This is a genomic window from Streptomyces flaveolus, assembly GCF_000716535.1.
Lineage (GTDB): Bacteria > Actinomycetota > Actinomycetes > Streptomycetales > Streptomycetaceae > Streptomyces > Streptomyces flaveolus_A.
Genome location: NZ_JNWV01000045.1, coordinates 21,597 through 46,064, shown reverse-complemented (window position 1 = coordinate 46,064; position 24,468 = coordinate 21,597). Strand labels below are relative to the sequence as shown.

Genomic DNA, 24,468 nt, shown 5'->3' with positions numbered 1-24,468 from the left:
GCGTCCAAGGGCGTCGAGTCTGTCCCGAGAGCACCGCTCTCCGTCTCATGTCGCGTGGATCAGGCCACCGATCCCACGACGACCGCCGTGCACACGAACGTCACCAGGGTGATCACGGCCATGGCGATCAGTGTTCCGCGCAGCCATCGCCCGAACCGGACGTTGTTCGCCGCCTCGGCCGCGCCGACACTGTCGGCGATGTACTTCGTCACCATGCGGGCCACGTACTTCTGTTCCTGGAGATACCACAGCTCGATATCCCTCTTCTGCTCGTGGGTCAGCCCGTCCGTCCTCGCGGTGAAGGCGGTCACACGCCGGCGAGCGGCGCTGAGATGAGCCTCGCGGTACAGATAGGCCTCTATGTCGACCAGGCCACGAGCGGCCTGCTTGTTCATGTTCATGATGCGTTCCTCCCAGAGTCGGTGGTGCCGGAGAGGAGACCGTCAGGCACCCGGCGGGCATCGGCCGTCGGTGCGTGCTCCCTCGACGCGTCTCCGGGCGGCCGACCGCTCGTTCGATCGGCCACCCGGCGGTCCGGTGCGCTGGGTGCCGGCCGCTCAGCCGGTCGCCTGCGCCGCCTCGTTGATCAGGCGTGCGACGTCACCGGGACGCGAGACGCCGACCGCGTGGGAGGCGGAGACGCTCACCACGGTGGCCTTCGCGCGCTCGGCCATGAAGACCTGTGCCTCCGCCGGGATGTTCCGGTCCTCGGTGGCCACCAGAACCCAGGACGGGACGCTCTTCCAGGCCGGGGCGGAGGCTCCCTCCGCCAGCGCGGCATCGGCCACGGGTCGCTGGGTGGCAGCCATGACCGCCGCGGTCTCCTCCGGGACGTCGGCGGCGAACTGCTGGTGGAACTTGCTCTTCTCGATGTAGAGATCGGTGACCTGGCTACCGTCCGGCACGGTGACCGGCACCGGGTGGAGCGCCTCCCCGAGGGTGCTGCCCGGGAACTTGCCGGAGAGGGTGACCGCGCTCTCGCCCTCGTCCGGCAGGAAGGCCGCGACGAAGACGAGTGCCTTGACGTTGTCGAGTCCGCCGGCGGCGTTGCTGATGACCGAACCACCGTAGGAGTGGCCCGCGAGGACCACCGGGCCGTCGATGGAGGCCACGAGTTGTCTGACGTACTCGCTGTCTCCGGCCAGTCCGCGCAGCGGATTGCTCGCGGCCACCACCGGGTAGCCGTGCGACTGGAGCCTTTCGACGACTCCGTTCCAACTGGAGGAGTCCGCGAACGCGCCGTGGACGAGGACGATGGTCGGTTTCTGTGCACTCATGAGAGTGGCCTTTCAATTTGCCGGTGAAATACGCCGGTGAAGACGCCGGTGACGTACGCGCCCCATCCGGGCGTGAGGCCGTGCTGAATCGCGGCACGTTCCGATGCATGGGATTTCCCGCGGCATGTCCGCGGGAGAGGGACTAGTCGATCAGTCGGTGCCCAGCGCCTTGCGCAGGACATGGATGGCCTGCTCGATCGCCGCGGTCGAGGCCTGGGTTCCGCGAACCGGGTTCAGCATCATGAAGTCGTGCAGGCTGGCGTTGTAGCGGACGCTGGTGGTCGGCACGCCGGCCTGGATCAGCTTGCGGGCGTACGCCTCGCCCTCGTCGCGCAGTACGTCGTTCTCGTCGACCACGACGAACGCCGGCGGCAGTCCCTTCAGGTCTTCCTGGGTCGCACGCAGGGGGGAGGCCGTGATCTGGTTCCGCTCGGCCGGGTCGGTGGTGTAGGCGTTCCAGAACCACTCCATGGCCTTCGCCGTCAGGTGCGGACCGTGGGCGAAGGTCCGGTAGCTCTCGGTGTCCTGTCCCGCGTCGGTGACGGGGTAGTACAGCGACTGGTGCAGGAAGGTCACGTCGCCGCGCCGCTTGGCCAGGTGGGTCAGGGCGGCGCTCATGTTGCCGCCGACGGAGTCACCGGCGACGACCATACGGGAACCGTCCAGCCCCTCTTCGGCGCCCTTGGTGGAGACCCACTGGGCGGTGGCGTACGCCTGCTCGATGGCGACGGGGTACTTCGCCTCCGGGGAGCGGTCGTACTCGACGAAGACCAGGGCCGCCTCCGCGCCCACGGCCAGTTCACGCACCAGGCGGTCGTGGGTGCCGGCGTTGCCGAGGATCCAGCCGCCGCCGTGCACGTAGAGGATCACGGGCAGGACGCCGGTGCTGCCGACGGGCTTGACGATGCGCACCCTCACGTCACCGACCTCGGCGGGAACGGTGATCCACTTCTCGTCCACGTCGAGCTTTTCGACCGGTCCGGACTGAACGTCGTCGAGCAGCTTCCGGGCGCCCTCGACACCGAGTTCGTACAGCAGCGGCGGCTTGGCGGCCGCGTCGGCGAATTCCTGGGCGGCGGGCTCGAGAACGAAGTCGCTCACGGCATCTCCTTGTGGGTGGTGGGTTTCGGAAGGCTTTACACCCCATGAGACCAGGCCGGGAGCCGATGTGTGACGCACCGGGGAAAGCGACGCGGAAATCGCTCACCGGCCACGGTATTTCCCGAGCGGATCCTGCTGGCCCGGCCGTTACTGGTCGGAGGCCGGCCGGGTGGGGTCGGTGGGCCTCGGCAGCAGGAATCCGTCGACGTACAGATCGACGTGCTCGTTGTAGAAGGCGGTCAGTCCGGCGATGCGGTTGGCGTGGATGGTCGGGAAGTCGTACGTCCAGGCGATGTCCTCGTGGGAGGCGGTGTCGCTGTCGAACGACCAGTAGCTGCTCGTCGTCCCCTTGTAGGGGCATCGGGTCACCGTGTCCGAGTGCCGCAGCCGGGTCCAGTCGATGGTCGTACGGTCGAGGTAGTAGCGGGTCGGGAGGCCGGTCTCGAACAGCTTCACGCAGGTGGGGGCCTCCGCCAGCACGACACCGTCCAACTCGACCCTGACGCCGCTGCTGGAACGGAGGGCGTCCACGCGGGAGTATGGGCTCCTGGGATGGACGAAGACCGGCTCGTCCTCCTCGAACCAGGAGTCCAGCGCCTCCCACTCGAAGCGCACGGTGCCGTGCAGGGGTGCCGGGGCGCCTTCTCCCCAGACCCACGCCGCTCCGGCCCGGACCTGCGAGCCGACGTGCAGAGTGTGACGGTGTGCCGGGCCGGCACCGAGGTGCTCCGTGTGCTTGTCGTCGTGGAGCACACCTTCCACCAGGTCCTCGACCGGGATGCTGAACTGGGGGTAGGCCTGCCACTCCCAGACGTACAGTGCGCGGCGGGTGTCGAAGGCGACACGTCCGCCGATCATGCCCCGGATGCGGCGCGGTACGGGCTCGACGTGCCCGACCGGGACGATGAGGCTCGGGTGCAGAACACTCTCGGTTGCCATGGTGATCACCTTGGATTCGCTGATGGTGCGCTCGCCGTGCCCGGTGTCCACGGTCCCAGGATGACCGCTCTCGGGCCGACGGGCCTCACATGCTTGTCGTCACACGGTGCCGAGGATCGTGTTGCACCGATCCGGACCGTGTCCTGGTCCGACGGGAGGGAATCGACGACCGACGTTGTCACAGATCGAAGGGGCTCCCGGTCAGTCAGCTGTAACTGTTCCACACTTGAGGAGATCCGTCATGGACGCGCGTATCAACTACTTCGGCAACGCCCTTGCCGGCAAGGTCATGAAGCACCTGAACTCGGCCGGCGCGGCGGTGCACGCGGCTCTCCCGGTCGCCACTCAGGAGCTGGTGAAGATCCGCGCCAGCCAGATCAACGGCTGCGGTTTCTGCACCGACATGCACACCAAGGACGCCACCGCCGCGGGTGAGGAGCAGCAGCGTCTGAACCTGGTGGCCGTGTGGCGCGAGGCCACGGTCTTCACGGACGCCGAGCGCGCCGCGCTGGAGCTGGCCGAGCAGGGCACGCGCATCGCGGACGGCGCGGCCGGCGTGTCGGACGAGGCGTGGGAGAACGCCACGAAGCACTACGACGAGGACCAGCTCGTCGCGCTGATGTCGCTGATCGCCGTCATCAACGCCTACAACCGCATCAACGTCATCAACCGGCAGCCCGCCGGTGACTACAAGCCCGGCATGTTCGGCTGAGTCAGCCGCCCCCGGCTCGGCCGGTCGCGGACCGTCCCTCGCCTGGTCGCCCCGACCCTCGACCAGGCGACGGACGCCACCCTGCCCGGCCGAACGGTGTCCGCCCGGCTGCCCGCCGACCGGAGCGACCGCCGCGGGCAACGGAATCCAGAGGACTCTCATGTCAGAACACCACGCACTCGCCCCTCTGCGACGAGTCAGCACCGACGTGCTGGAAGTCGCGTACTACGAGACGGGTTCCGCCGGTGACGACACCGTGCTGCTCCTGCACGGTTTCCCCTACGACATCCACAGCTACGCGGAGGTGGCCCCGCTGCTCGCCGAGAGCGGGTTCCGCGTCGTCGTCCCCTATCTGCGGGGCCACGGGCCCACCACGTTCCGGTCCGCGTCGACTCCGCGCTCGGGTCAGCAGGCCGCTCTGGGCGCCGACGTCGTCGCCTTCATGGACGCCCTGGGCGTGGAGCGGGCCTACCTCGCCGGATACGACTGGGGCGGGCGCGCCGCCAACGTCGCCGCGGTCCTGTGGCCGGAGCGCGTTCTGGGCCTGGTCTCGGTCAACAGCTACCTCGTCCAGGACATCGGCGCGGCGATGGAGCCCGTCGCACCCGAACGGGAAGCGGGCTTCTGGTACTTCTACTACTTCCTCACCGAGCGGGGCCGGGCCGGTCTGGCCGCCGATCCCCGGGGGATCGCGCGGGTCATCTGGAAGCGGAATTCCCCCAAGTGGCCGTTCCGCGAGCAGGACCTGGAGCGGGCCGCGGAGGCCTTCGCCAATCCCGACTACACCGACGTCGTGATCCATTCGTACCGGCACCGGCTCGGTTTCGCGCCAGGTGCCGAGGCGTACGCGGACCTTGAGGCACGTCTCGCCGAACAGCCCGCGATCACCGTTCCCGCCGTCACCCTCGACGGCCTGGCCGACGGCAACTTCCCGGCGGCGGACGGCTCCTCGACCGCCCGACACTTCACCGGCCCCCGACTCCACCGCAAAGTGGCGGACGCCGGCCACAACCTTCCGCAGGAATGCGCCGAGGCGTTCGCGGCGGCCGTGCGGGACGTGCGCGTCCTACGGCAGGAGTACGCCGACCACGACGGCCTCGCCGGGTCGGGCAAGGACACGACATGACGCACTCCCCCACTCCGGACGACTCCGCCCCGCTCCGTCTCGCCAGTGCCCGGGGACGGTGGACCCTGCTGGCCACCGTTCTGGGGTCCAGTGTCGTGCTGCTCGGCTCGACAGTCACCAACGTCGCGCTGCCGCGCATCGGCGACGACTTCGACGCCGACCTCGCCGTGCTCCAGTGGACGGTGAACGCCTACATGCTGACCCTGGCGGGTCTGATCCTGCTGGGCGGGTCCCTGGGCGACCGTTTCGGGCGGCGCCGCGTCTTCGTCCTGGGCGTGGTGTGGTTCGCGGTGGCCTCCCTGCTGTGCGGTCTGGCTCCGGACACCAACACGCTGATCGCCGCCCGAGCGCTGCAGGGCGTCGGCGGTGCTCTGCTCACGCCCGGCTCACTGGCGATCATCGAGGCCTCCTTCCACCCGGACGACCGGCCCCGCGCGATCGGTCTGTGGTCGGGCTTCGGCGGTATCGGCGCGGCCCTCGGGCCGTTCGTGGGCGGGTGGCTGGTGGACGGCCCCGGCTGGCGCTGGACCTTCCTGCTGAGCATCCTCCCGGCGCTGCTGTGCGTGCCCGTCGCGCTGCGCCACGTCCCGGAGTCCGTGAGCAAGCACCGGGCGGCCGGGGACGTCACGGCCGGCACGGAGGGCCGGCGGCGCACCGGTTTCGACGTCCCAGGCGCCGTCCTGGGCGCTCTGGCGCTCGCCCTGGTCACCTACGCGCTGACCGAGGCCCGGGACGGCGGACCGGCGGCCGTCGGCGCGGCCGTCGCCGGTGTCGTGGCGGGTGCCGTGTTCCTCCGCGTGGAGCGGCGCAGCAGCGACCCGATGATGCCGTTGTCGATCTTCTCGTCCCGGCAGTTCACCGCTGTCAACCTGATCACGCTGTGCGTCTACGCGGGCACGGGCGGGTTCTTCTTCCTGACCGCCCTGCAACTCCAGATCGTCGTCGGGTACTCGGCACTGGCAGCCGGAGCGGCCATGCTGCCCAACACCGTGCTGATGCTGCTGTTCTCGTCCCACTCCGGGATGCTCGCCCGGCGGCTGGGGCCGCGGACTCCGCTCACCGTCGGCCCGCTGGTGTGCGGAGCGGGCATGCTGATGATGCTGCGAGTGGGTCCGGGCGCGTCATACGTCCACGATGTCCTCCCCGCCCTGCTGGTGATGGGAGCCGGCATGGTCGTCATGGTCGCTCCGCTGACCGTGACCTTGCTGTCCTCGGTGGATGCCTCGAACGCCGGGCTGGCCAGCGGCATCAACAACGCCGCGGCCCGTGCGGCCGGGCTGGTGTCCGTGGCGGCGCTGCCCCTGCTGGTGGGGATGGGACCGGACACCTACCGGTCGGACGCGGCCTTCGACACGTCGTTCAGCCGCGCCATGCCGCTGTGCGCGGGGCTGCTGGCCGTCGGTGCGGCCGTGGCCTTCGGCACGCTGCGGCAGACCGCCGCGGCTTCTCATCCGCTGCACGGGCGGACACACGGCTGGCTGATGGAGCCGCCGCTGGTGTCCCGCTTCGCCCATCACCGGGCCGCCGAATGACAACCTGCCGGGACCCCCGGCTGTCACACCGGCGGATGTCCGCCGGTCTCGTTGTAGAGAGGACCGCTGCTCAGCGGTTCGCGCCGGCGCGTCGTCACGCGTCGGCCGCAGGAAAGGAGCGAGATATGTCGTACCCGTACCCGGAGCAGAAGTACTGGGGAGAAGACGGTGAGGTCAGCGCTGTCTTCCGGCCGGCCACCACGCCGCCGGACCTCGGTGAGAGCGGTACCGGGAAGGACGCCACCCACTATCTGGCGACCACTGGTACCACGCGGGGTGAGTTCGGGCTGTACCGGGTGGAGATGCGGCCCAGGGCGGGCGGCCCCAAGACGCACTTCCACAAGCGGATCTCGGAGTCGTTCTACATCCTGGACGGCACGGTGCGCCTGTTCAACGGTGTGGAGTGGGTCGACGCGCGCAAGGGAGACTTCCTGCACGTGCCCCAGGGCGGGCTGCACGCCTTCCGGAACGACTCCGACGCCCCGGCCGACATGCTTCTCCTGTTCACCCCGGGCGCCCCGCGCGAGGAGTACTTCGAGCAGGTGTCGCAGCTGGCGCACGCCTCGGAGGAGGAGCGTGCCGCGTTCTTCGACAAGCACGACTCGTACTTCGTGGAGTAGGGGACACCGACGGGCGGGGCCCCGCGACCGTGACACCGGTTAACCACCGGGGTGTCACGGTCGCGGGGCCCCACTTGTTGTGTTGGCGGCCGACACTTCGTGTCACGGAGCACGGTGATCCGGCCCCTGGCACACAGCGCGGGCGTGCCGCCGTCCGCCGCCCCACGGCGGCGGACGGCGGCCGGACCTCCGGGGTCAGGCGGTGGGCCGCGGCGCGCGCAAGTGGGCGCGCTCCTTGAGCTCCTGCTCGTCGACCAGCTCCAGCATGGGCTTGCCGGGGGCGCACATCATGGTGACGACGAATTCGGTCCTCTCATCGGTGAGGGCGTTGCCGTCCTGGTAGTGGATGGCGTCGCCACCCGGCTCCCAGAAGGTGCCGCCGGCCTCGATGACGCGCTCGGGCTCGCCCTCGAGTTCGAAACGGACCGCGCCCTTGACGACATAGCCGAACGCCGGGCCGGAGTGACGATGCGGCGGGGTGCCGGGGTCACCGGGCTCCCACTGGACGTGGATGGTCATCGCCGAGGCACCCTCGGGAACGGTGATCGGCGAGGCGTCCTGGAGCATCTTCGCCGCTCGGGTCCAGCTCGGACCGTCCTCGCCGCCGGTTCCGTGACCGTGCCCGTCGTGGCCGTGGTGGGCGTGCTGTGAGTTCTCCGACACTGAATCGCACCTTCCGTGGTTCCACTGTGTCCGGGCGGCACATCCTCCGCCGTGCACGTGGTCATGTCCGGTCGTGAAGACCGCTCACACCTCCTGACCGGCTGCCCGGCGGTTCTGTGACACCCGGTGGCGGCCGGCGACCTCCGGCACCCGACAGCGGGGAACGGTGTCACAACGAACGGACCCGGCCTGTCTAGGTGTGGTGAGCACGGTGGCACGCCGACGTCCGCCACCGCCTTCGACGGATACCCAGCGGGGTCATCGGCCCCTGGACGGAAGAGACCCAGATGAGAGTCGTCGTTGTAGGTGCCACCGGTCTGATCGGTTCCAGGACCGTCGCCAGGCTCCGGGACCACGGGGTGGAGGTCGTGCCGGTCTCCCGCAAAGAAGGGGTCGACGTCAGCACCGGCCAGGGCCTCGACCGGGCGCTGCGCGCCGCCGAGGTGGTCGTGGACGTCACCGACGCACCCTCACGCAGGCAGGAGGCCGCCACGGCGTTCTTCACCACCGCGACGGGCAACCTCCTCAAGGCCGCGGCCGCGGCGGGCGTCGAGCACTACGTCGCGCTGTCGGTGGTCGGCACCGACCGGGTCGGCTCGGGCTACTTCCGTGCCAAGGCGGCACAGGAGGACCTGGTGCGGCACACCACCCTTCCGTACTCCGTGGTGCGCGCCACGCCGTTCCACGAGTCCGTGGAGGCCGCCGCGACGGCCGGCACCCGGCCCGACGGTGTGCACGTCCCCCCGCTGCTGCTGCGTCCGGTCTCGGCGGACGATGTCGCCACGGCCGTCGCCCATGTCGCGGTGGGCCTGCCGCTGTTCGGGGTGCTCGAGGCCGCCGGGCCCGAAGAACTCCGGTTCGAGGACGTCACCGCCGAGCTGCTGGCCTCCCTGGGCCGGCCCGCCCCGGTGATCGCCGACGCGCAGGCCCCGTTCTTCGGCGCGGTGATCGAGGAGCGGACCCTCCTTCCCGGGCCGGCCGCCCACGTCGGCCACCACGCCTTCAGCCAGTGGCTCAAGAGCCGCTGAGTCCGCCGCGCGGCGACGCGTCGTCGCCCGTGATCCCCACCGACCGCCCTGTGGCGCCCACCGTGTCCACGGCCGGCGTCGCCGGCCCCACGCAGTGACAGGAAGGCTGCCATGAGTGATCCGTCCCGGCCCACTGAGACCTCTGTGATCAGTGAGCTCGACCAGCTACCCGATCGTGACCGCGAGGAGACCGCCGAATGGCAGGCCTCCCTCGACGCCGTCGTGCGGAACGCCGGGCCGGAGCGGGCGGTGTACCTGATGCGGCGGGTGCACGAGTTCGCCGCGGCGTCGGGGACACCCCTGCCCGGACTGCTGTCCACGGACTACATCAACACCGTCCCGGCAGCCGCACAGCCGGAGTTCGACGGTGACCTGGAGATGGAGTCCAGGATCACCGCGCTCAACCGGTGGAACGCAGCGGCGATGGTCACCCGTGGTTCCCGGCTGGGACTGGGCGGCCACATCTCCACCTACGCGTCGGCGGCCTGGCTCTACGAGATCGGCTTCAACCACTTCTTCCGGGGCAAGGACGGTGACGGCTCGGGCGACCAGCTGTTCCTCCAGGGGCACGCCTCCCCGGGCATCTACGCCCGGTTGTTCCTCGAGGGGCGGCTCAGCAGGGAGCAACTGGACGCCTTCCGGCGCGAGGCGGGCGGCCACGGCCTGCCGTCCTACCCGCATCCGCGACGACTCCCGTGGCTGTGGGAGTTCCCGACGGTCTCCATGGGGCTGGGCCCGCTCGGTGCCATCTACCAGGCCCGCTTCAACCGCTATCTGCGGGCTCGCGGCATCAAGGACACCTCCGCCTCGCGGGTGTGGGCGTTCCTGGGCGACGGGGAGACGGACGAGCCGGAGTCGATGGCCGCCTTGTCTCTGGCCTCCCGCGAGGGGCTGGACAACCTGACGTTCGTCATCAACTGCAACCTGCAACGCCTGGACGGGCCGGTACGGTCCAACTCGAAGATCGTCCAGGAGCTGGAGGCACGGTTCCGCGGCGCCGGCTGGAACGTGGTCAAGACGCTTTGGGGCGAGGCCTGGGACCCGCTGCTGGGGCAGGACACCAGCGGCGACCTGGTGCGTCGCCTCGGCGAGGTGCCCGACGCGCAGATGCAGACGCTGGCCGCGCGGGACGCCGCCTACATACGCGAGAACTTCTTCACCGGTGACGCCCTGTCCGCCGTCTCCGCCTCCCTGAGCGACGCGCAGGTGGTCGAGCTGTTCGAGAACTCCCGGGGCGGACACGAGCCGTTGAAGGTGTACGCCGCCTACCGGGCCGCGATGGAGCACCGGGGCGCGCCGACGGTGATCCTCGCCCAGACGGTGAAGGGCCACACCCTGGGGTCGGCGTTCGAGTCCCGCAACGCCAACCACCAGATGAAGAAGCTCACCATGGAGCAGTTCCGTGAGATGCGCGACCTGCTGGAGCTTCCCATCCCCGACAGCGCGCTCGCCGGTGACCAGGTCCCGTACTGGCACCCGGGGGAGAACTCGCCCGAGGTGCGGTACCTGCGCGACCGCCGGGCCGCGCTGGGCGGTCCCGCCCCACTTCGGCGGGTGATCGCCAAGCCGCTGCCGGAACCGCCCGCCAAGCCCTTCGAGGCGCTGGAGAAGGGTTCCGGCCACCAGGAGGTCGCCACCACGATGGCGCTGGTCCGGCTGGTCAAGGATCTGATGCGCGACGAGGAGAGCGGGGCGCGCTGGGTGCCGATCATCCCCGACGAGGCCCGTACGTTCGGCATGGAGTCGATGTTCCCCACGGCCGGCATCTACTCGCCGCTGGGTCAGAACTACGACCCGGTCGACGCCGACCAGTTGCTCCACTACAAGGAGAGCACGACAGGGCAACTGCTCGTCGAGGGCATCACGGAGGCGGGTTCCGTGGCCGAGTTCGCCGCCGCGGCGACCTCGTACGCCACGCACGGCGAGCCCATGATCCCGTTCTACATCTTCTACGCCATGTTCGGCTTCCAGCGCACCGGCGACCAGTTCTGGGCGCTCGGCGACCAGATGGGCCGAGGGTTCGTCATCGGCGGCACCGCGGGGCGCACGACCATGACCGGTGAGGGACTGCAGCACGGGGACGGGCACTCGCACCTGCTGGCCGCCACCAATCCGGCGGCGATCAGCTACGACCCGGCCTTCGCCTACGAGATCGCGGTGATCGTCCGGGACGGTCTGCGCCGGATGTACGGCGAGCGGCCCGAGGACGTCTTCTACTACCTGACCGTGTACAACGAGCCGAAGCACCAGCCGGCCATGCCCGCGGTGCCGGGGATCGAGGAGGGCATCGTCCGGGGCATCTACCGGTTCCGGCCCGCCGAACCCGGCGCGGCCGGACCCCGGCTCCAGCTGCTGTCTTCCGGTACGGCCATTCACTGGGCGCTGCGGGCGCAGGCACTCCTCGCCTCCGACTGGAACGTGCACGCCGACGTGTGGTCGGTGACGTCGTGGACGGAACTGCGCCGCGACGCGATGCGCGCCGACGACGCCCGGATGCGCGGTGAGGAGCGCACCCCCTTCGTCACCCGGGCGCTGGCCGGTGCGCCGGGGCCGGTGCTGGCCGTCAGCGACTGGATGCGGCAGGTGCCCGACCAGATCAGCCAGTGGGTCGAGCAGGACTACTACTCCCTGGGCACCGACGGTTTCGGTCTGTCCGACACCCGGGAGGACGTGCGGCGCTACTTCCACGTGGACGCCGAGTCGATCGTGGTGACCGCACTGGACCGGCTGGCCCGGGCCGGGCAGATCCCCCTGGCCACCGTCGCGCAGGCCCGCACCCGCTACGGACTCGACCGGTGAGCGGCCGGGAAGCGCGACCGATCCCCCATGGCGCAGGCCGTGGACGACAGGTTCGGAGGGCCCCTGCGCCCTGCCGGTCCGTGAGGAGCTGAACGACATCATGACGATCACCGTGACCCTGCCGGCCCTCGGCGAGTCCGTCACCGAGGGCACCGTGACCCGCTGGCTGAAACAGGTCGGCGAACGCGTCGAGACCGACGAGCCCTTGCTGGAGGTCTCCACCGACAAGGTCGACACCGAGATCCCCTCCCCCGCCACCGGCGTACTGCTGAGCATTGCCGTCGCCGAGGACGAGACCGCCGAGGTCGGCGCAGAACTCGCCGTCATCGGTACGGCGGACGCGGTCCCGGCAGCCACACCCGCGCCCCCGGCCGAGGCCCCTCAGGCGGCTCCGGCGCCGTCTCCGGCACCGTCTCCGTCTCCGACACCGGTGCCTGCGCCTGCGCCTGCGCCTGCGCCTGCGCCTGCGCCTGCGCCTGCGCCGGTGTCCCCCGCGCCCGCCGTTCCAACCGCCCCGGCGGCGCAGGAATCCGTGCTGCGCGGTCGGACGGTCCGGATGACCCGCATCCGCAAGGCCATCGGGGACAACCTGAAGAAGGCCCTGCTGGAGCAGGCGCAACTGACCAGCACGGTGGAGGCCGACGTCACCCGGCTGATGCGGCTGCGAAACCGGGCCAAGGACGGCTTCCTGGCCCGCGAGGGCCTCAAGCTGTCCCCGATGCCCTTCTTCGTCAAGGCCGCGGCCCAGGCCTTGAAGGCGCATCCGGTCGTCAACGCCAGGATCGACGAGACCGAGGGGACGATCACCTACTTCGACACCGAGAACGTCGGCATCGCGGTCGACACCGAGAACGGGCTGATGACCCCGGTGATCAAGGCCGCCGGCGACCTGAGCGTCGCCGGGATCGCCCGGGCCGTCCACGACCTGGCCGACCGGGCCCGCGGTGGCCACCTCACTCCCGACGACGTGTCGGGCGCGACCTTCACGATCTCCAACACCGGTTCGCGCGGCGCGCTGTTCGACACCGTCATCGTGCCGCCGAACCAGGCGGCGATCCTGGGCGTGGGCGCGACGGTCAGGAGGCCCGCGGTGGTGCGCAGCGCCGGCGAGGAGGTCATCGGCATCCGGGACCTGGTGCACCTGTCGTTGTCGTACGACCACCGGCTCGTGGACGGGGCGGACGCGGCTCGCTACCTGACCACGGTCAGGGAGATTCTGGAGTCCGCGGCGTTCGACGACGACCTGTACCCCGACGCCGGAACGTGAGCCGTGCCGGCGCCCTGTTGGAGGTGTTGATGGCACAGCCGATGCGGAACATCATGTTCCGCATCGGCTTTTTTTCGGGCTGGCGGCGGGCGGGACGGCCGCCAGGTCACGCGTCTCGACCCAGGCGGTGACGGTGCCGCCCTCCTCCCTGCGGTGCACGGGGACGGGCGCGTGACGCAGGATGGCGTCCATCCGTTCGTCGCCGGACAGGACGAGGCCGTAGAGCGTCGCCCAACCGGCCCCGAGTGCGTGATGGCCCAGGTCCTTCAGCAGGCGGGTACCCAGTCCACGGCCCTGCCAGGAGTCCTCGACGAGCAGCGCGGCCTCGACGGCCGAGTGGTCCGGCATCAGGTGGCCCACGGCGACGATGCGGCCGGTGGTGTCCCGTGCGGCCAGGTGGACCGAACCGGGGCGGGCCAGCAGAGCGGGCAGGTAGGTCTCAGGGTCGGCCATGGCCCGGTGGTAACGGCTCCACAGGGTGTGCGACGAGCAACGACGGTGCATCGCCACGGTGGGAGCGAGGTCGCCGGGGCCGATGCAGGTGATCCGCGGTTCGCGGGGCATGGGCTTGTCCTTGCGCGGCCGGGCCCGGTGCGGAATGTGCGCGGGCGGACCGACGGTCGGGGGAAGGGGGTTCGCACAGTGGGAGCGTGGAACGCCCATGGGACCGACGTGGACCGAACGGTCCGTGTCAGTCCCATGGGCGTCACGCGGAGAGGTCAGCGCACCGAGCGCGCGGCGTCCTCGATGACGTCGGTGACCTTGCCGGGCTGCGAGACGCTCACCGCGTGGGACGCCCGGACCTCCGTGGTGTGTGCACCGGCCCGCTCGGCCATGAACTCCTGTGCCTTCGGCGGGATGTTGAGGTCCTGGGTGGCGACCAGGGCCCAGGACGGGATGGTCTTCCAGGCGGGCTCCGCCGCGCCCTCGGCCAGGGCGGCGTCGGTGACCGGTCGCTGGGTGACGGCCATCAGGTCGGTCTCGTCACGGGGCACGTCCGCCGCGAACTGGTGCCGGAACTTGTCGTTCTGGATGTAGAGATCGGTGCCTTTGGAGCCGTCGGCGTTCGTGAACGGTACCGGGCGCAGTGCGTCGCCGAGGGTGCTGCCGGGGAACTTACCCGACAGGTCGACCGCGCTCTCCCCCTTCGCCGGGAGGAAGGCGGCGAGGTAGACCAGTGCCTTGACGTTCTTGTTGCCCGTTCCGGCATTGCTGATGACCGAGCCGCCGTAGGAGTGACCGGCCAGGACGATGGGGCCGTCTATGCCGGCCAGGACGTCCTTGAGGTAGGCGGAGTCGCCGCTCAGGGAGCGCAGCGGGTTGGCGACGGCGACCACCGGATATCCGTCGTGCCGCAGCCTCTTTATGACGCCGTTCCAGCTCGTTGAGTCGGCGAACGCACCGTGGACCAAGACCACGGTGGGCTTGGGAGCCCGGGAGGGGACACCCTTGTCGGCGGAGGCAGGGGCGATCGTGGTGGCGAGCAGGCCCGCGGCGATCGTGGCGCCGGCCAGAACGGTGAGGGAGGTACGGGCCCGGCGGGCGCGGGAGGAACGGGTCATGTCGAGTGCCTTTCGAACGGGATGGGTGCGCCCGGCTCCCGGAGGAGGTGCGGGCGGTGCTGAGGGTCGGTGACCCCGCGCGACACGCTGCTGCGGTACGGGTGGATCCGCTGTGGCTGCGAGGACGGCACGGTTGGTGCCGCGCGGGGAAGGACGGCCGCTCGGACCGGCGAGCAGTTCCCCGGGGTGCGCCACGGATCAGGACCGGTGGCGGCCGCTGATCTCCGTGTACTCCGACGCGGTGGGCTTGGGAACCTGCGTGCCCGAGCCGTACAGGACGCGGCTGAGCCGGACGCGCAGGCGCTGGCTACGGCGGGGTGTGGCACCGTCCGCGTCCCGCACGGGTGCGGCCTCCAGGGGCCGGTACTGCGTGTGGGCGGTCAGGACGTGCAGTTGGGCCTGGGTGAGCGGCTCGTGAACCTCGACGTACTCGCCGTGCGGAAGACGTTTGATGATGCCGCTCTCACGTCCGTGCAGCACCTTGTCGCGGTCTTGCCGCTGCAGGCCCAGTGCCACACGTTTGGTGACGAAGAAGGCCAGGACCGGGACGACGAACAGGCCGATGCGCACGGTCCAGGTCACCGCCTCGACCGAGACACGCAGGTGAGTGGCTATCAGGTCGTTGGCGGCACCGAGGAGGGCCACCGAGTAGACGCTGAGCCAGGCCACGCCCAGGGCGGTCCGCACCGGGCGGTTGCGGGGGCGGTCCAGCAGGTGCTGTTCGCCGTCGTCGTCCGTGACCCAGGCCTCGATGAAGGGGTAGGCGCCCATGGCGAGGAAGAGCAGGACGCCGATCAGCAGGGGCAGGAAGTTGTCCAGTGCCAAGGTGTGGCCCCAGAACGTGATCTCCCAGCCGGGCATGACGCGCAGGAAGCCGTCGGCGACGCCCATGTACCAGTCGGGCTGGGAGCCGGCGGAGACCTGGTCGGGGCGGAACGGCCCGTAGTTCCACACGGGATTGATCTGCGCGACGGCGGCCATGAAGAAGATCACGCCGGACACGAGGAAGAAGTAGGCGCCGGCCTTGACGGCGTACACCCGGAACGGGATGCCGACGACGTTGGTGTTGGTACGGCCGGGACCGGGGTACTGAGTGTGCCGGTGGCGTACGGCCAGAGCCACGTGTCCGACGATCAGGGCGACCATCAGTGCGGGGATGACCAGGATGTGGAGGGTGTTGAAGCGGGCGATCAGGTCCTCGCCGGGGAACTCGCCGCCGAAGAGGAAGAACGACACGTACGTCCCCACGACCGGGATCGACAGGAGCGTGCCGTTCACGACCTGCAGGCCGGTTCCGGACAGCAGGTCGTCGGGCAGGTCGTAGCCGGTCAGGCCGCCGAACAGGGCCAGGATGAGCAACAGGAACCCGAATACCCAGTTCAGCTCGCGTGGCTTGCGGAACGCTCCGGTGAAGAAGACCCGCAGCATGTGCACGAACACGGCGGCGACGAAGACCAGCGCCGCCCAGTGGTGGGCCTGGCGGACGAGCAGACCGCCGCGGACGTCGAACGATATGTGCAGGGTCGAGTCGAAGGCCTCCGACACCAGCCGGCCCCGCAAAGGGGCGTAACTGCCCTGGTAGACCACGAGGTCGGAGGAAGGGTGGAAGTAGAAGCTCAGGTACGCGCCAGTGAGCAGCAGGATGACGAAACTGTAGAGAGCGATCTCGCCGAGCATGAACGACCAGTGGTCGGGGAAGACCAGGCGCCGAGCGGAACGGGCCAGCCGGCGGTAGCCGAGTCGGCCGTCCGCCCATTGGGCGAGCCTCTCCCCGGTGCGCTCCTGCCCCGGCTCGGCCGGCCGGCTGTCGTTGCCCATCTCTTCACCATTCATTTCTGCATCACCCGAAGCTCGCTGCGTCTGATGGCGCCGCGGTCCCGGGCACTGCCGTGGGTCCGCGGCACTGGCGTGTTGCGAGGGCTCCCGTCGCCGTGGCAGCCGTAGCTGTCCGTGCCGCACCCCGGCCTCGGCACCGGCCGGGGGAACGTACACGTGGCACTGCGGAGCCGACTCGTCCACGGCTGTGCTGTTCGGGCACGGTTCGTGAACTGCTGTCCCCCTCATGACCGGCGAGACGGCTCAGGTGTGACACGAGGCTTCGGTGCCGCCGTGGTCCTCGACGTCCGTGCGCAGGGCTCGGCATCAGCGTGCAGCGAACGGCCGTCCCGGCGGGCCTACCTCAGCCCGCCGGGGAGTCCGGCGAAACCGGTGAACCCCGGGGGGCAGCCATACATGCCCCCCGCAGGTCGGCACCCCGCTCGCCGACATTGCTGTCACAGGCACGGCCCACCCGCGGTCTTGGTGGTCATGCACCCTGTCATGGCAAAAGCACCGACCTACCGCTCGCCAACGGATTCCTACGCCGTCACCGCGGAGTTCTACGACGTCCTCCAGGCCGGCGAGGACGAGACACGGGTCCGTCACCTCTACGGTCGCGAAGTCGCGAAGGCCCGTGTCGGCGTTCTGGACATCGGTGCCGGTACCGGACGGGTCACGTTGATGAGCGTGGCCGAGTCCCAGGTCGACGTGCACGCCGTCGAGCCGGCGCGCGCCATGCGCACCTCCTTGATGACCCGCCTCGCCGCCCTGCCCGCACGGCAGAGGGAGCGGGTGACCGTTCACCCGCACGCACTGGAGGAGGCGGCTCTGTACGCGGTCGCGGACGTGGCCGTCTGCCACAACACGGTCGCCTGTCTCTCGCCGAGCGCGCGGCACGCGCTCTGGCCTGCGATCGGCGCGGCCCTCGTCCCCGGCGGTTCGCTGTTCCTGCAACTCCCGCCTGCCCGGCTTCCCGCCCGGAACGTTCTGCGCGTCCTGCCCCAGCAGCGGATCGGCGAGCACGCGTACGGCGGACGCATGGTGATGTCCACGGCCGGGAACCGCATCCGCACACGCGTCGACTACTGGGTCCGGGGGGTGGAAGGTGTGCTGCGGGAGCACTCCGAGACGTTCTGGATGTGGCCCGCCTCGCGCTCCCAGGTGATCGACGACCTGGAGCGGCACGGATTCGTCCCGTTGCCGGGACACGATGATCCGGCCGTCCTGGCGGTGACGCTCCGAACTCCCTGGTGAGACGACGTGGTGACGCCCACGACGGTCGCCCTGGCACACCGACGCCGTGATGTCACAACCCGTGTCGCCGCCCGGTCTCATGGATGACCGCACCACACGGCTCGCCCTGTGTGCCTCACAACCTGGGACGGGAATCATCATGGCGCCTGCGAATACGTTCGTGATCGTCGGAGGCGGCCTGGCCGCCGGCAAGGCCGCGGAAGAACTGCGCGAGCACGGCCACGACGGGCCGCTCCTCGTCATCGGAGACGAGCGGGAGCGCCCGTACGTTCGACCGCCGCTGTCCAAGGGCTATCTGCTCGGCAAGGAGGACCGCGAATCGATCCATGTACATCCCGCGGGCTGGTACCGGGAACACGAGGTCGACCTGCTTCTGGGCACGAGCGTGACGTCGGTCGACGCGCAGGCCAAAGAGGTGACATTGGACGACGGTCGTCGCGTGCCCTACACCAAGCTGCTGCTGGCGACCGGTTCCTCACCTCGCCGCCTGTCCGTCCCGGGGGCGGACCTGGACAACGTGCTGTATCTGCGGCGCGTGGGCGACAGCGAGCGTCTGAAGTCCGCCTTCACCGAGGGTGCGCGGATCGTGGTGGTCGGCGGCGGATGGATCGGCCTGGAGACGGCGGCCGCGGCCCGGACGGCCGGGGCGGAGGTGACCGTGCTGGAACACGCGGAGCTGCCCCTGCTCAAGGTTCTGGGACGGGAGGCGGCCGAGGTCTTCGCCGGCCTGCACCGGGACCACGGCGTCGACCTGCGTCCGCACGCCGAGATCGAGCGCGTCACCGGAACCGGCGGCCGCGTGGACGGGGTCCAGCTCGCCGACGGCGGTCACCTGCCCGCGGACGCCGTGGTGGTGGGTGTGGGCATCACACCCAACGTCCGCCTCGCCGAGGAGGCGGGCCTGGACGTGCGCGACGGCATCGTCACGGACGAGCACCTGCGGACCTCGGTGCCCGACACGGTCTACGACCGGCTGCCGTACTTCTACACCGATCAGTACGACCTCGGGATGGAGTACACCGGCTACACCGAACCGGGCGGCCACGACCGTGTCGTCTTCCGCGGGGCACCGGACGAGCGGCGGTTCATCGCCTTCTGGATGTCCGGAAACCGGGTCGTGGCGGGAATGAGCGTCAACGTGTGGGACGTCATCGACACGATCCGTTCCCTGATCGAATCCGGCGTGGAAACGGACGACGCCGTCCTCTCCGATCCCGCGGTTGCCCTGGAGAGCCTTCTTCCGCGCGTCTGAACCACTCCGGCGACACGGGCGGCCCCAAGGTGCCCAAGCACATCGACCTCGGCCGACGAGGTGCTCTCCGCACCCGTCGCTGCCGCGCGCGTGGCCGACGGCCGACGAGGTGCTCTCCGCACCCGTCGCTGCCGCGCGCGTGGCCGACCCGACGTCATCTCCGGTCCGGCAACCCCCTGCCGGCCCGCCACCCCACCACGCGACACCGACGAGAGCAGACACATGACCGACAGCCCCTTTCCGCCGCTGCGCCCGATGCCGGACGACTGGCGACGGGCACTCGCCGTGGTAGCCCATCCCGACGATCTCGAGTACGGATGCTCGGCCGCCGTGGCCTCCTGGGTGGCCGACGGCCGGGAGGTCACGTACGTACTCGCCACTCGTGGTGAGGCCGGTATCGACAGCCTCGCCCCCGATCGCGCCCGGTCGTTGCGCGAGGCGGAGCAGCAAGCCGCCGCCGCGGCCGTGGGTGTGTCCACGGTGGAGTTCCTCGACCACCAGGACGGTGTGATCGAGTACGGCGTGCCGCTGCGTCGCGACATCGCCGCGGCCGTTCGGCGTCACCGGCCCGAGTTGGTGATCACGCTGAACCACCGGGACACCTGGGCCCACGGTGCCTGGAACACCCCGGACCACGTGGCAGTGGGGCGCGCGGTGCTGGACGCGGCGGCGGACGCGGGCAACCGCTGGATCTTCCCGGACCTCACCGAACGAGGACTGCGGCCCTGGAACGGCGTGCGGTGGGTGGCCGTCGCCAACTCTCCGACGCCGACTCACGCGGTGTCCGCCGAGCCGGGTTTCGAGCAGGGCGTGCGGTCCCTGCTGCGGCACCGCACCTACATCGAGGCGTTGACCGAGGAGGACCCGGAGACGTACGCGCGCCGTTTCCTGACCGACAGCACCAGCGTCCACGGCCCACGGTTCGACGGCCGGCGCGCCGTCGCCTTCGAACTGTTCAGCCGGTGACCGAACGCCTCCGCAACTCACACGCCCGGCGGAACCTCGCTCATACGCACGAGACCGTGCCGAGAAAGGACCATCCATGACGTACGAGTCCCCCACCGTTCTGGACGCCGGACCGTCCGACGGCGTCGATCCGGACGAGTTCGTGCGAGCGGCCATGCGCTGGCACTTCGACCCGGCGACAGGCTCCCGATACTGGCTCGACCGGGCCGATCGGCTCGCCTTCGATCCGCGGCAGGACGTCAAGGGCGTGGACGACCTGATGCTCTTCCCCGACCTGACCGACGAACTGCGGGACGTCCCGGTGGCGGACCTGGTCCCCCAGGGCTACGGGAGCGGCGCCCGGCTGCTCAACGTCTTCGACAGCGGCGGAACGACCGGGGCGCCCAAGCGAGTCGTCCAGCTCGACGACTGGATGCGGCACAGTACGGAGCAGGTCGACAAGCGCCTCCGGGACCACGGCCTGCCCGTCGGAGCCCAGTGGCTGACGGTGGCGCCGACGGGCCCGCATCTCGTGGGTGACGTGCTGCAGCGGGCGGCAGGCTCCCTCGGCGGCCCAGGACTGAGCATCGACATGGACCCCCGCTGGGTGAAGAAGCTGGTCGCCGCGGGCCGGAGCGACGAGGTCGAGTCCTACACGGACCATCTCGTCGAACAGTGCCGGCGGATTCTGCTGACCCAGGAGATCGGGGTACTCGCCGCCACCACCCCGCTGCTGGAGCGCTTCGCCCGCGAGGACGACCTTCTGGAGCGGATCAACGACTCCGTCGAGGCGATCATCTGGGGCGGCACGCACATGGACCCCGACACCCGCCACCTGCTGGGCACGGAGGTCTTTCCCGACGTCCCCCTCATCGGCATGTACGGCAACACCATGATGCTCACCGCACTGCTCGAACGGGTCGGTCTCAGCGCCTCGGAACCCTGCGTGTTCGACCCGGTGTCCCCGTACGTGTTCCTGTCGGTCGTGGACCCCGACACCGGGGAAGGGGTCGAGGTCGGTGAGCGGGGCCAGGTGATCGTCAGTCACGTCAGCAAATCCATGCTCGTCCCCAACAACGCGGAACGGGACACGGCCGTGCGCGTGCGGCCGGCCGACGGCCAGGCGGGCGACGCCGTCGCGGACGTGGCGCCGGTGCGAACGGTGAAGGGCGAGACGGTGATCGAGGGCGTGTACTGATGACGGTTGCCGAGGTCGCCGGCCCGGTGTACCTGGACGCGCTGGGTCCCCGCGGTCCGTACCGGACGCGGGTGCCGAGCGCGGTGACGGACGTGTCCGGTGCCGAGGTGGCGCGGCTGAGCCTGGTGCCACCGGTGTACGCCGGCCGGGCCCTGGCCGCGCTGCGCAAGGCCGAGTCGGTGCCGGCGGCCGACATCGACGCACTTCTGGCGGCGGCCGGCGAGGAGTTCGCCACCGGCACCATCGGCGGACTGGGCGTACGCGAGTACGAACACCTTGTCAGCCGTACCGCCGGCACTCCGCTGACGGTGGTGCGCGCGGCGACACGGGGCACGGCACGGTTCGTCGCCCAGGCCCGTTCCTCCGCCGAGCAAGGCAGGCCACGCGGGGCGGTCTCCGACCGCCGGGACCCGGCCCTGTATGCCGGACACGCCGTCTGGGCCCGCCGGGGAAGCGTGTTCGCCGTCAACGCCTCCGGAAACCATCCCGGTGTCCACCGGTTGTGGCTGGAGGCACTGGCCATGGGCTACCGCGTCGCCGTGCGTCCGTCACGGCGGGAGCCGTTCACCCCGCACCGGCTGGTCGGGGCGCTGCACCGGGCGGGCGTCCGGGAGTACCAGCTGATGTTGCTGCCCACGGACCACCGGACCGCCGACGTGCTCATCCGCGGTGCCGACCGCGCGGTCGTGTACGGCGGCGACGAGGTGGTCGCCCGGTACGCCCACGATCCGCGCGTGCTGGCCCAGGGGCCGGGCAGGACCAAGATCCTCATCACCGCGGACACCGACTGGCGGGAGCACCTCGACACGATCGTCGGCTCGGTCGCCGACGAGGGCGGCACCGCGTGCGTCAACGCCACCGCCGTCCTCGTCGAGGGCGATCCGGCGCCGCTCGCCGAGGCCGTCGCGGCCCGCCTGTCCCGGCTGCCCGGTCTGCCGCCCCAGGACGCGCGTGCGGTGCTCCCGGTGTGCCCGCTGGACCGGGCCCGGGCCCTCGACTCCTACCTGAGGTCGGTGGCGGCGGGGACCCGTGCCTGGCTCGGTGGTGAGGGCGTCGTCGACGACCTCGGTGACGGAAGCGCCGTCCTGCGTCCCGCCGTCCACCAGGTCGGCAGCTCCGGTGCCGCGCAGCTGCGGACCGAACTCCCCTTCCCCTGCGTGTGGGTGGCGCCCTGGAACCGAACGGACGGTATCGCTCCGCTGCGGGACACACTCGTGCTCTCGGCGCTCACCCGCGACGGCGCGCTGCTCGACGCGCTGCTGGCGGAACCCACCATCGCCAATGTGTACGTCGGTGACCACCCGACCCACTGGATGTCCCCGGGTGTGCCTCACGACAGTTACCTGTCGGACTTCCTGATGCGCAGCAAGGCCGTGGTCGGCGCCCTGTGACAGGTGATCAGTGGGGCATGAGCAGCATCAGAGCCGTCCCCAGCGCCGTCGCTCCGTCGCGGACGTGACCGTACGGGTCCGTCCCGGCGGCGCGGTGCGCGGCGCCGGTTGCTGGCCGCAGTGACGGCATGGAACGGGTCAAGGACCACACGCCGCACGCCAGGAGACACACCGTCAGCAGCCCGGTGATCCCGGCAGCCGGCATCGATGCGCCGGTGGCATGGCCGAGAGCCGTGGTGTCGTGCGCGGCCGGGACGCCACCGGCCGCAGCCGGGTGGGACGGCACCGCCCGGCCGTGGTGAGAGCGGAGCATCCAGGCCATCGCGGCCATGCCGACCGCGGGCGGCATCCGGCCGGCGATCTCCGCCACTCGGTTCGCCGTGCGGCGGAGGGCGGTCAGCGGGAACCACAGTGCGGCGACCGTGCAGAGGACCGTCATGGCCGGGCCGGGCAACGATCGGCCGAGGCTCCAGGGCATCACCGCCATGGCCACGGACATGGCGGAGTGCAGGAGGTGGTCCACCCGGTCACGGCGTCCCGTGCCCGGTTTCCTGACGCCGTGCCACAGCGCGTGCACCGCGACCAGGGCGAAGAGCAGCGTCAGCATGGAGCGCACGACGTCGACGGGCGTATCCATGGGCGGGTTCAGGCGGTGGGACGCGGGGCCACGTCACCGCCGCCGTCGCCGTCGCCGTGAGGGGAGTGGGCGCGCGCTGGCCTCCTGACCGACACCGTGTGCACCTTTCCTGGTCCATGACTGTTCGCAGTCTTGACCGGGCGTGCGGGTGTTCCGTGACATGGCACGCTCCGTGAGCGGGCGGGTGGCGGGCCCGGTGCGGCGCCGTGCCGGGCCCTGCGAAGTGGTGTCCCGGAGTCATCGAGTGCCACCGTGTGCGACCTGGCCGGCATCGGGGACGGTCGTGTCAACGACCCCCGACGCGTCCCCCCTCGAGCACTTGTAGCATGGTGCGCACGAAGCCAGAAGGGATGATCCATGCACGCTGGCGGCCGCCCCGACACCCTCGATCAAGCGACGAAGGACTTCCTTTCTGCGCGCCCGCGACTCTTCGGCATCGCGTACCGCGTCCTGGGCAGTGCGGTGGAGGCCGAGGACGTCATGCAGGAAACCTGGCTGCGGTGGCAGAACACGGACCGCACGAAGGTCCTCGAACCGGCCGCCTTCCTGACCACGGTGGCCACCCGGCTGGCGATCAATCTGGCGCAGTCGGCACGGGTGCGCCGGGAGTCCTATGTCGGCCCCTGGCTTCCCGAGCCCGTCGACACCACGGAGGATCCGCAGCTGGGCGCGGAGCGGGCCGAGGCCCTGGAGATGGCGGTTCTGCTGCTCCTGGAGAAGCTCAATCCCGTGGAGCGCACCGCCTACGTGCTGCGGGAGGCGTTCGACTACCCCTACGGGCGGGTCTCCGAGATCCTGGAGACGAGCGAGGCCAACGCCCGTCAGCTGGTGAGCCGGGCACGCAGGCACCTGGCCGCCGAGCGCAGGGAGCGCGTCACGCCGGCGGCGCATCGGCGGCTGCTGGAGGTGTTCCTCTCGGCGGCGCGGACGGGCGATCTGTCGGTACTGGAGGACGTTCTCACCGCCGACGTCGTCAGCTACTCGGACGGTGGCGGGATCCGCGGCGCGTCCAAGATCCCGGTCATCGGACGGCCCCATGTCTCGCGGTACCTCGTGGCGTTCGCCCCGCGCTTCTGGCCGCAGGCGGACATCCGGTGGGTCGAGGCGAACGGCCTGCCGGCCGTGCTGATCTCGGCCGGCGGGAACGCTGTCGCCCTGCTGTCCGTGGACATCTCGACGGAGGGCATCGACCGGCTCATGTGGGTGATGAACCCGGCCAAGCTGGCGCCCTACGTGGCCTCCCTGCGCGACTGACCCGCCGACCGGCTTCCTCCCCGGCCGTCGGCGGGCAGGCGTCACAGGAACGGTTACTTGTCGGTCAACCAGTAGTCCGGACCCGGACGCCCC

General features: G+C 70.5%; 22 protein-coding genes. 13 read left to right on the top strand and 9 right to left on the bottom strand.

Features of this window, described 5'->3' with window-relative positions:
• Positions 1-59: 59 nt before the first annotated feature.
• The 4 genes from OO52_RS38775 to OO52_RS38760 all read right to left on the bottom strand — a co-directional run bounded on the left by OO52_RS38775 (position 60) and on the right by OO52_RS38760 (position 3,317).
• A complete protein-coding gene (locus OO52_RS38775) occupies positions 60-401 on the bottom strand; it encodes a hypothetical protein (RefSeq protein WP_030654555.1) in 342 nt (113 codons plus the stop codon).
• A gap of 156 nt (positions 402-557) precedes the next feature.
• Positions 558-1,277, bottom strand: coding sequence for an alpha/beta fold hydrolase (locus tag OO52_RS38770; RefSeq protein ID WP_030654560.1), 720 nt, complete (start codon positions 1,275-1,277; stop codon positions 558-560).
• A 150-nt stretch (positions 1,278-1,427) separates the two neighbouring features.
• On the bottom strand, positions 1,428-2,378 hold the full coding sequence (locus tag OO52_RS38765) for an alpha/beta hydrolase (RefSeq protein WP_030654562.1): 951 nt from the start codon (positions 2,376-2,378) through the stop codon (positions 1,428-1,430).
• A 147-nt stretch (positions 2,379-2,525) separates the two neighbouring features.
• Complete coding sequence (locus tag OO52_RS38760) at positions 2,526-3,317, bottom strand: DUF427 domain-containing protein (protein WP_030654564.1); 792 nt, start codon at positions 3,315-3,317, stop codon at positions 2,526-2,528.
• Between the two features lie 241 nt (positions 3,318-3,558).
• On the opposite strand from OO52_RS38760, the gene OO52_RS38755 reads away from it, so the two are divergent.
• The 4 genes from OO52_RS38755 to OO52_RS38740 all read left to right on the top strand — a co-directional run bounded on the left by OO52_RS38755 (position 3,559) and on the right by OO52_RS38740 (position 7,307).
• Positions 3,559-4,029, top strand: coding sequence for a carboxymuconolactone decarboxylase family protein (locus tag OO52_RS38755; RefSeq protein ID WP_030654567.1), 471 nt, complete (start codon positions 3,559-3,561; stop codon positions 4,027-4,029).
• Between the two features lie 160 nt (positions 4,030-4,189).
• Positions 4,190-5,155 (top strand): alpha/beta fold hydrolase, encoded by a 966-nt coding sequence (locus OO52_RS38750; protein ID WP_051818904.1) that lies wholly within the window; start codon positions 4,190-4,192, stop codon positions 5,153-5,155.
• Positions 5,152-6,687, top strand: coding sequence for an MFS transporter (locus tag OO52_RS38745; protein ID WP_030654573.1), 1,536 nt, complete (start codon positions 5,152-5,154; stop codon positions 6,685-6,687). Before OO52_RS38750 ends, OO52_RS38745 begins: the two co-directional genes overlap by 4 nt.
• 125 nt (positions 6,688-6,812) lie before the next feature.
• Positions 6,813-7,307 (top strand): cupin domain-containing protein, encoded by a 495-nt coding sequence (locus tag OO52_RS38740; protein WP_030654576.1) that lies wholly within the window; start codon positions 6,813-6,815, stop codon positions 7,305-7,307.
• Between the two features lie 195 nt (positions 7,308-7,502).
• Here the strand turns inward: OO52_RS38740 and OO52_RS38735 are convergent, their stop codons facing one another.
• On the bottom strand, positions 7,503-7,970 hold the full coding sequence (locus OO52_RS38735; RefSeq protein WP_030654579.1) for a cupin domain-containing protein: 468 nt from the start codon (positions 7,968-7,970) through the stop codon (positions 7,503-7,505).
• Between the two features lie 287 nt (positions 7,971-8,257).
• Here OO52_RS38735 and OO52_RS38730 point away from each other — a divergent pair, with 287 nt between their 5' ends.
• The 3 genes from OO52_RS38730 to OO52_RS38720 all read left to right on the top strand — a co-directional run bounded on the left by OO52_RS38730 (position 8,258) and on the right by OO52_RS38720 (position 13,064).
• A complete protein-coding gene (locus tag OO52_RS38730; protein ID WP_030654582.1) occupies positions 8,258-8,998 on the top strand; it encodes an SDR family oxidoreductase in 741 nt (246 codons plus the stop codon).
• 111 nt (positions 8,999-9,109) lie between these two features.
• Positions 9,110-11,797, top strand: a complete 2,688-nt coding sequence (gene aceE, locus OO52_RS38725; protein WP_030654585.1) for a pyruvate dehydrogenase (acetyl-transferring), homodimeric type — start codon at positions 9,110-9,112, stop codon at positions 11,795-11,797.
• A 100-nt stretch (positions 11,798-11,897) separates the two neighbouring features.
• Positions 11,898-13,064: a 2-oxo acid dehydrogenase subunit E2 gene (locus tag OO52_RS38720; protein WP_051847931.1), complete on the top strand. Its 1,167-nt coding sequence runs from the start codon at positions 11,898-11,900 to the stop codon at positions 13,062-13,064.
• 51 nt (positions 13,065-13,115) lie between these two features.
• Here OO52_RS38720 and OO52_RS38715 read toward each other — a convergent pair whose 3' ends face one another.
• The 3 genes from OO52_RS38715 to qcrB form a co-directional block, all read right to left on the bottom strand.
• Positions 13,116-13,628 carry a GNAT family N-acetyltransferase gene (locus tag OO52_RS38715; RefSeq protein WP_030654591.1) on the bottom strand — a complete coding sequence of 171 codons (513 nt, stop codon included), beginning with the start codon at positions 13,626-13,628 and terminating at the stop codon, positions 13,116-13,118.
• A gap of 155 nt (positions 13,629-13,783) precedes the next feature.
• Positions 13,784-14,626, bottom strand: coding sequence for an alpha/beta fold hydrolase (locus OO52_RS38710; protein WP_030654595.1), 843 nt, complete (start codon positions 14,624-14,626; stop codon positions 13,784-13,786).
• A gap of 198 nt (positions 14,627-14,824) precedes the next feature.
• Positions 14,825-16,444 (bottom strand): cytochrome bc1 complex cytochrome b subunit, encoded by a 1,620-nt coding sequence (qcrB, locus tag OO52_RS38705; protein ID WP_030654609.1) that lies wholly within the window; start codon positions 16,442-16,444, stop codon positions 14,825-14,827.
• A 501-nt stretch (positions 16,445-16,945) separates the two neighbouring features.
• On the opposite strand from qcrB, the gene OO52_RS38700 reads away from it, so the two are divergent.
• The 5 genes from OO52_RS38700 (at position 16,946) to OO52_RS38680 (ending at position 22,484) form a co-directional block, all read left to right on the top strand.
• Positions 16,946-17,698 (top strand): class I SAM-dependent methyltransferase, encoded by a 753-nt coding sequence (locus tag OO52_RS38700; protein WP_037630503.1) that lies wholly within the window; start codon positions 16,946-16,948, stop codon positions 17,696-17,698.
• Positions 17,699-17,837: 139 nt separating this feature from the next.
• Entirely contained in the window at positions 17,838-18,950 is a 1,113-nt protein-coding gene (locus OO52_RS38695; protein ID WP_030654615.1) for an NAD(P)/FAD-dependent oxidoreductase, read from the top strand.
• 222 nt (positions 18,951-19,172) lie between these two features.
• Positions 19,173-19,916: a PIG-L deacetylase family protein gene (locus OO52_RS38690; protein WP_030654618.1), complete on the top strand. Its 744-nt coding sequence runs from the start codon at positions 19,173-19,175 to the stop codon at positions 19,914-19,916.
• Between the two features lie 76 nt (positions 19,917-19,992).
• The gene (locus tag OO52_RS38685; RefSeq protein ID WP_030654625.1) at positions 19,993-21,093 is read left to right on the top strand and encodes a phenazine antibiotic biosynthesis protein; all 1,101 of its coding nucleotides are present in this window, start codon (positions 19,993-19,995) and stop codon (positions 21,091-21,093) included.
• On the top strand, positions 21,093-22,484 hold the full coding sequence (locus tag OO52_RS38680) for an aldehyde dehydrogenase family protein (protein WP_030654628.1): 1,392 nt from the start codon (positions 21,093-21,095) through the stop codon (positions 22,482-22,484). The genes OO52_RS38685 and OO52_RS38680 overlap by 1 nt, the downstream gene beginning before the upstream one ends.
• A gap of 7 nt (positions 22,485-22,491) precedes the next feature.
• Here OO52_RS38680 and OO52_RS38675 read toward each other — a convergent pair whose 3' ends face one another.
• Positions 22,492-23,121 (bottom strand): DUF5134 domain-containing protein, encoded by a 630-nt coding sequence (locus OO52_RS38675; RefSeq protein ID WP_030654631.1) that lies wholly within the window; start codon positions 23,119-23,121, stop codon positions 22,492-22,494.
• Between the two features lie 357 nt (positions 23,122-23,478).
• Between OO52_RS38675 and OO52_RS38670 the strand changes: the two genes are divergently transcribed.
• Positions 23,479-24,375 carry an RNA polymerase sigma-70 factor gene (locus tag OO52_RS38670; RefSeq protein ID WP_030654632.1) on the top strand — a complete coding sequence of 299 codons (897 nt, stop codon included), beginning with the start codon at positions 23,479-23,481 and terminating at the stop codon, positions 24,373-24,375.
• Positions 24,376-24,468 lie beyond the last annotated feature (93 nt).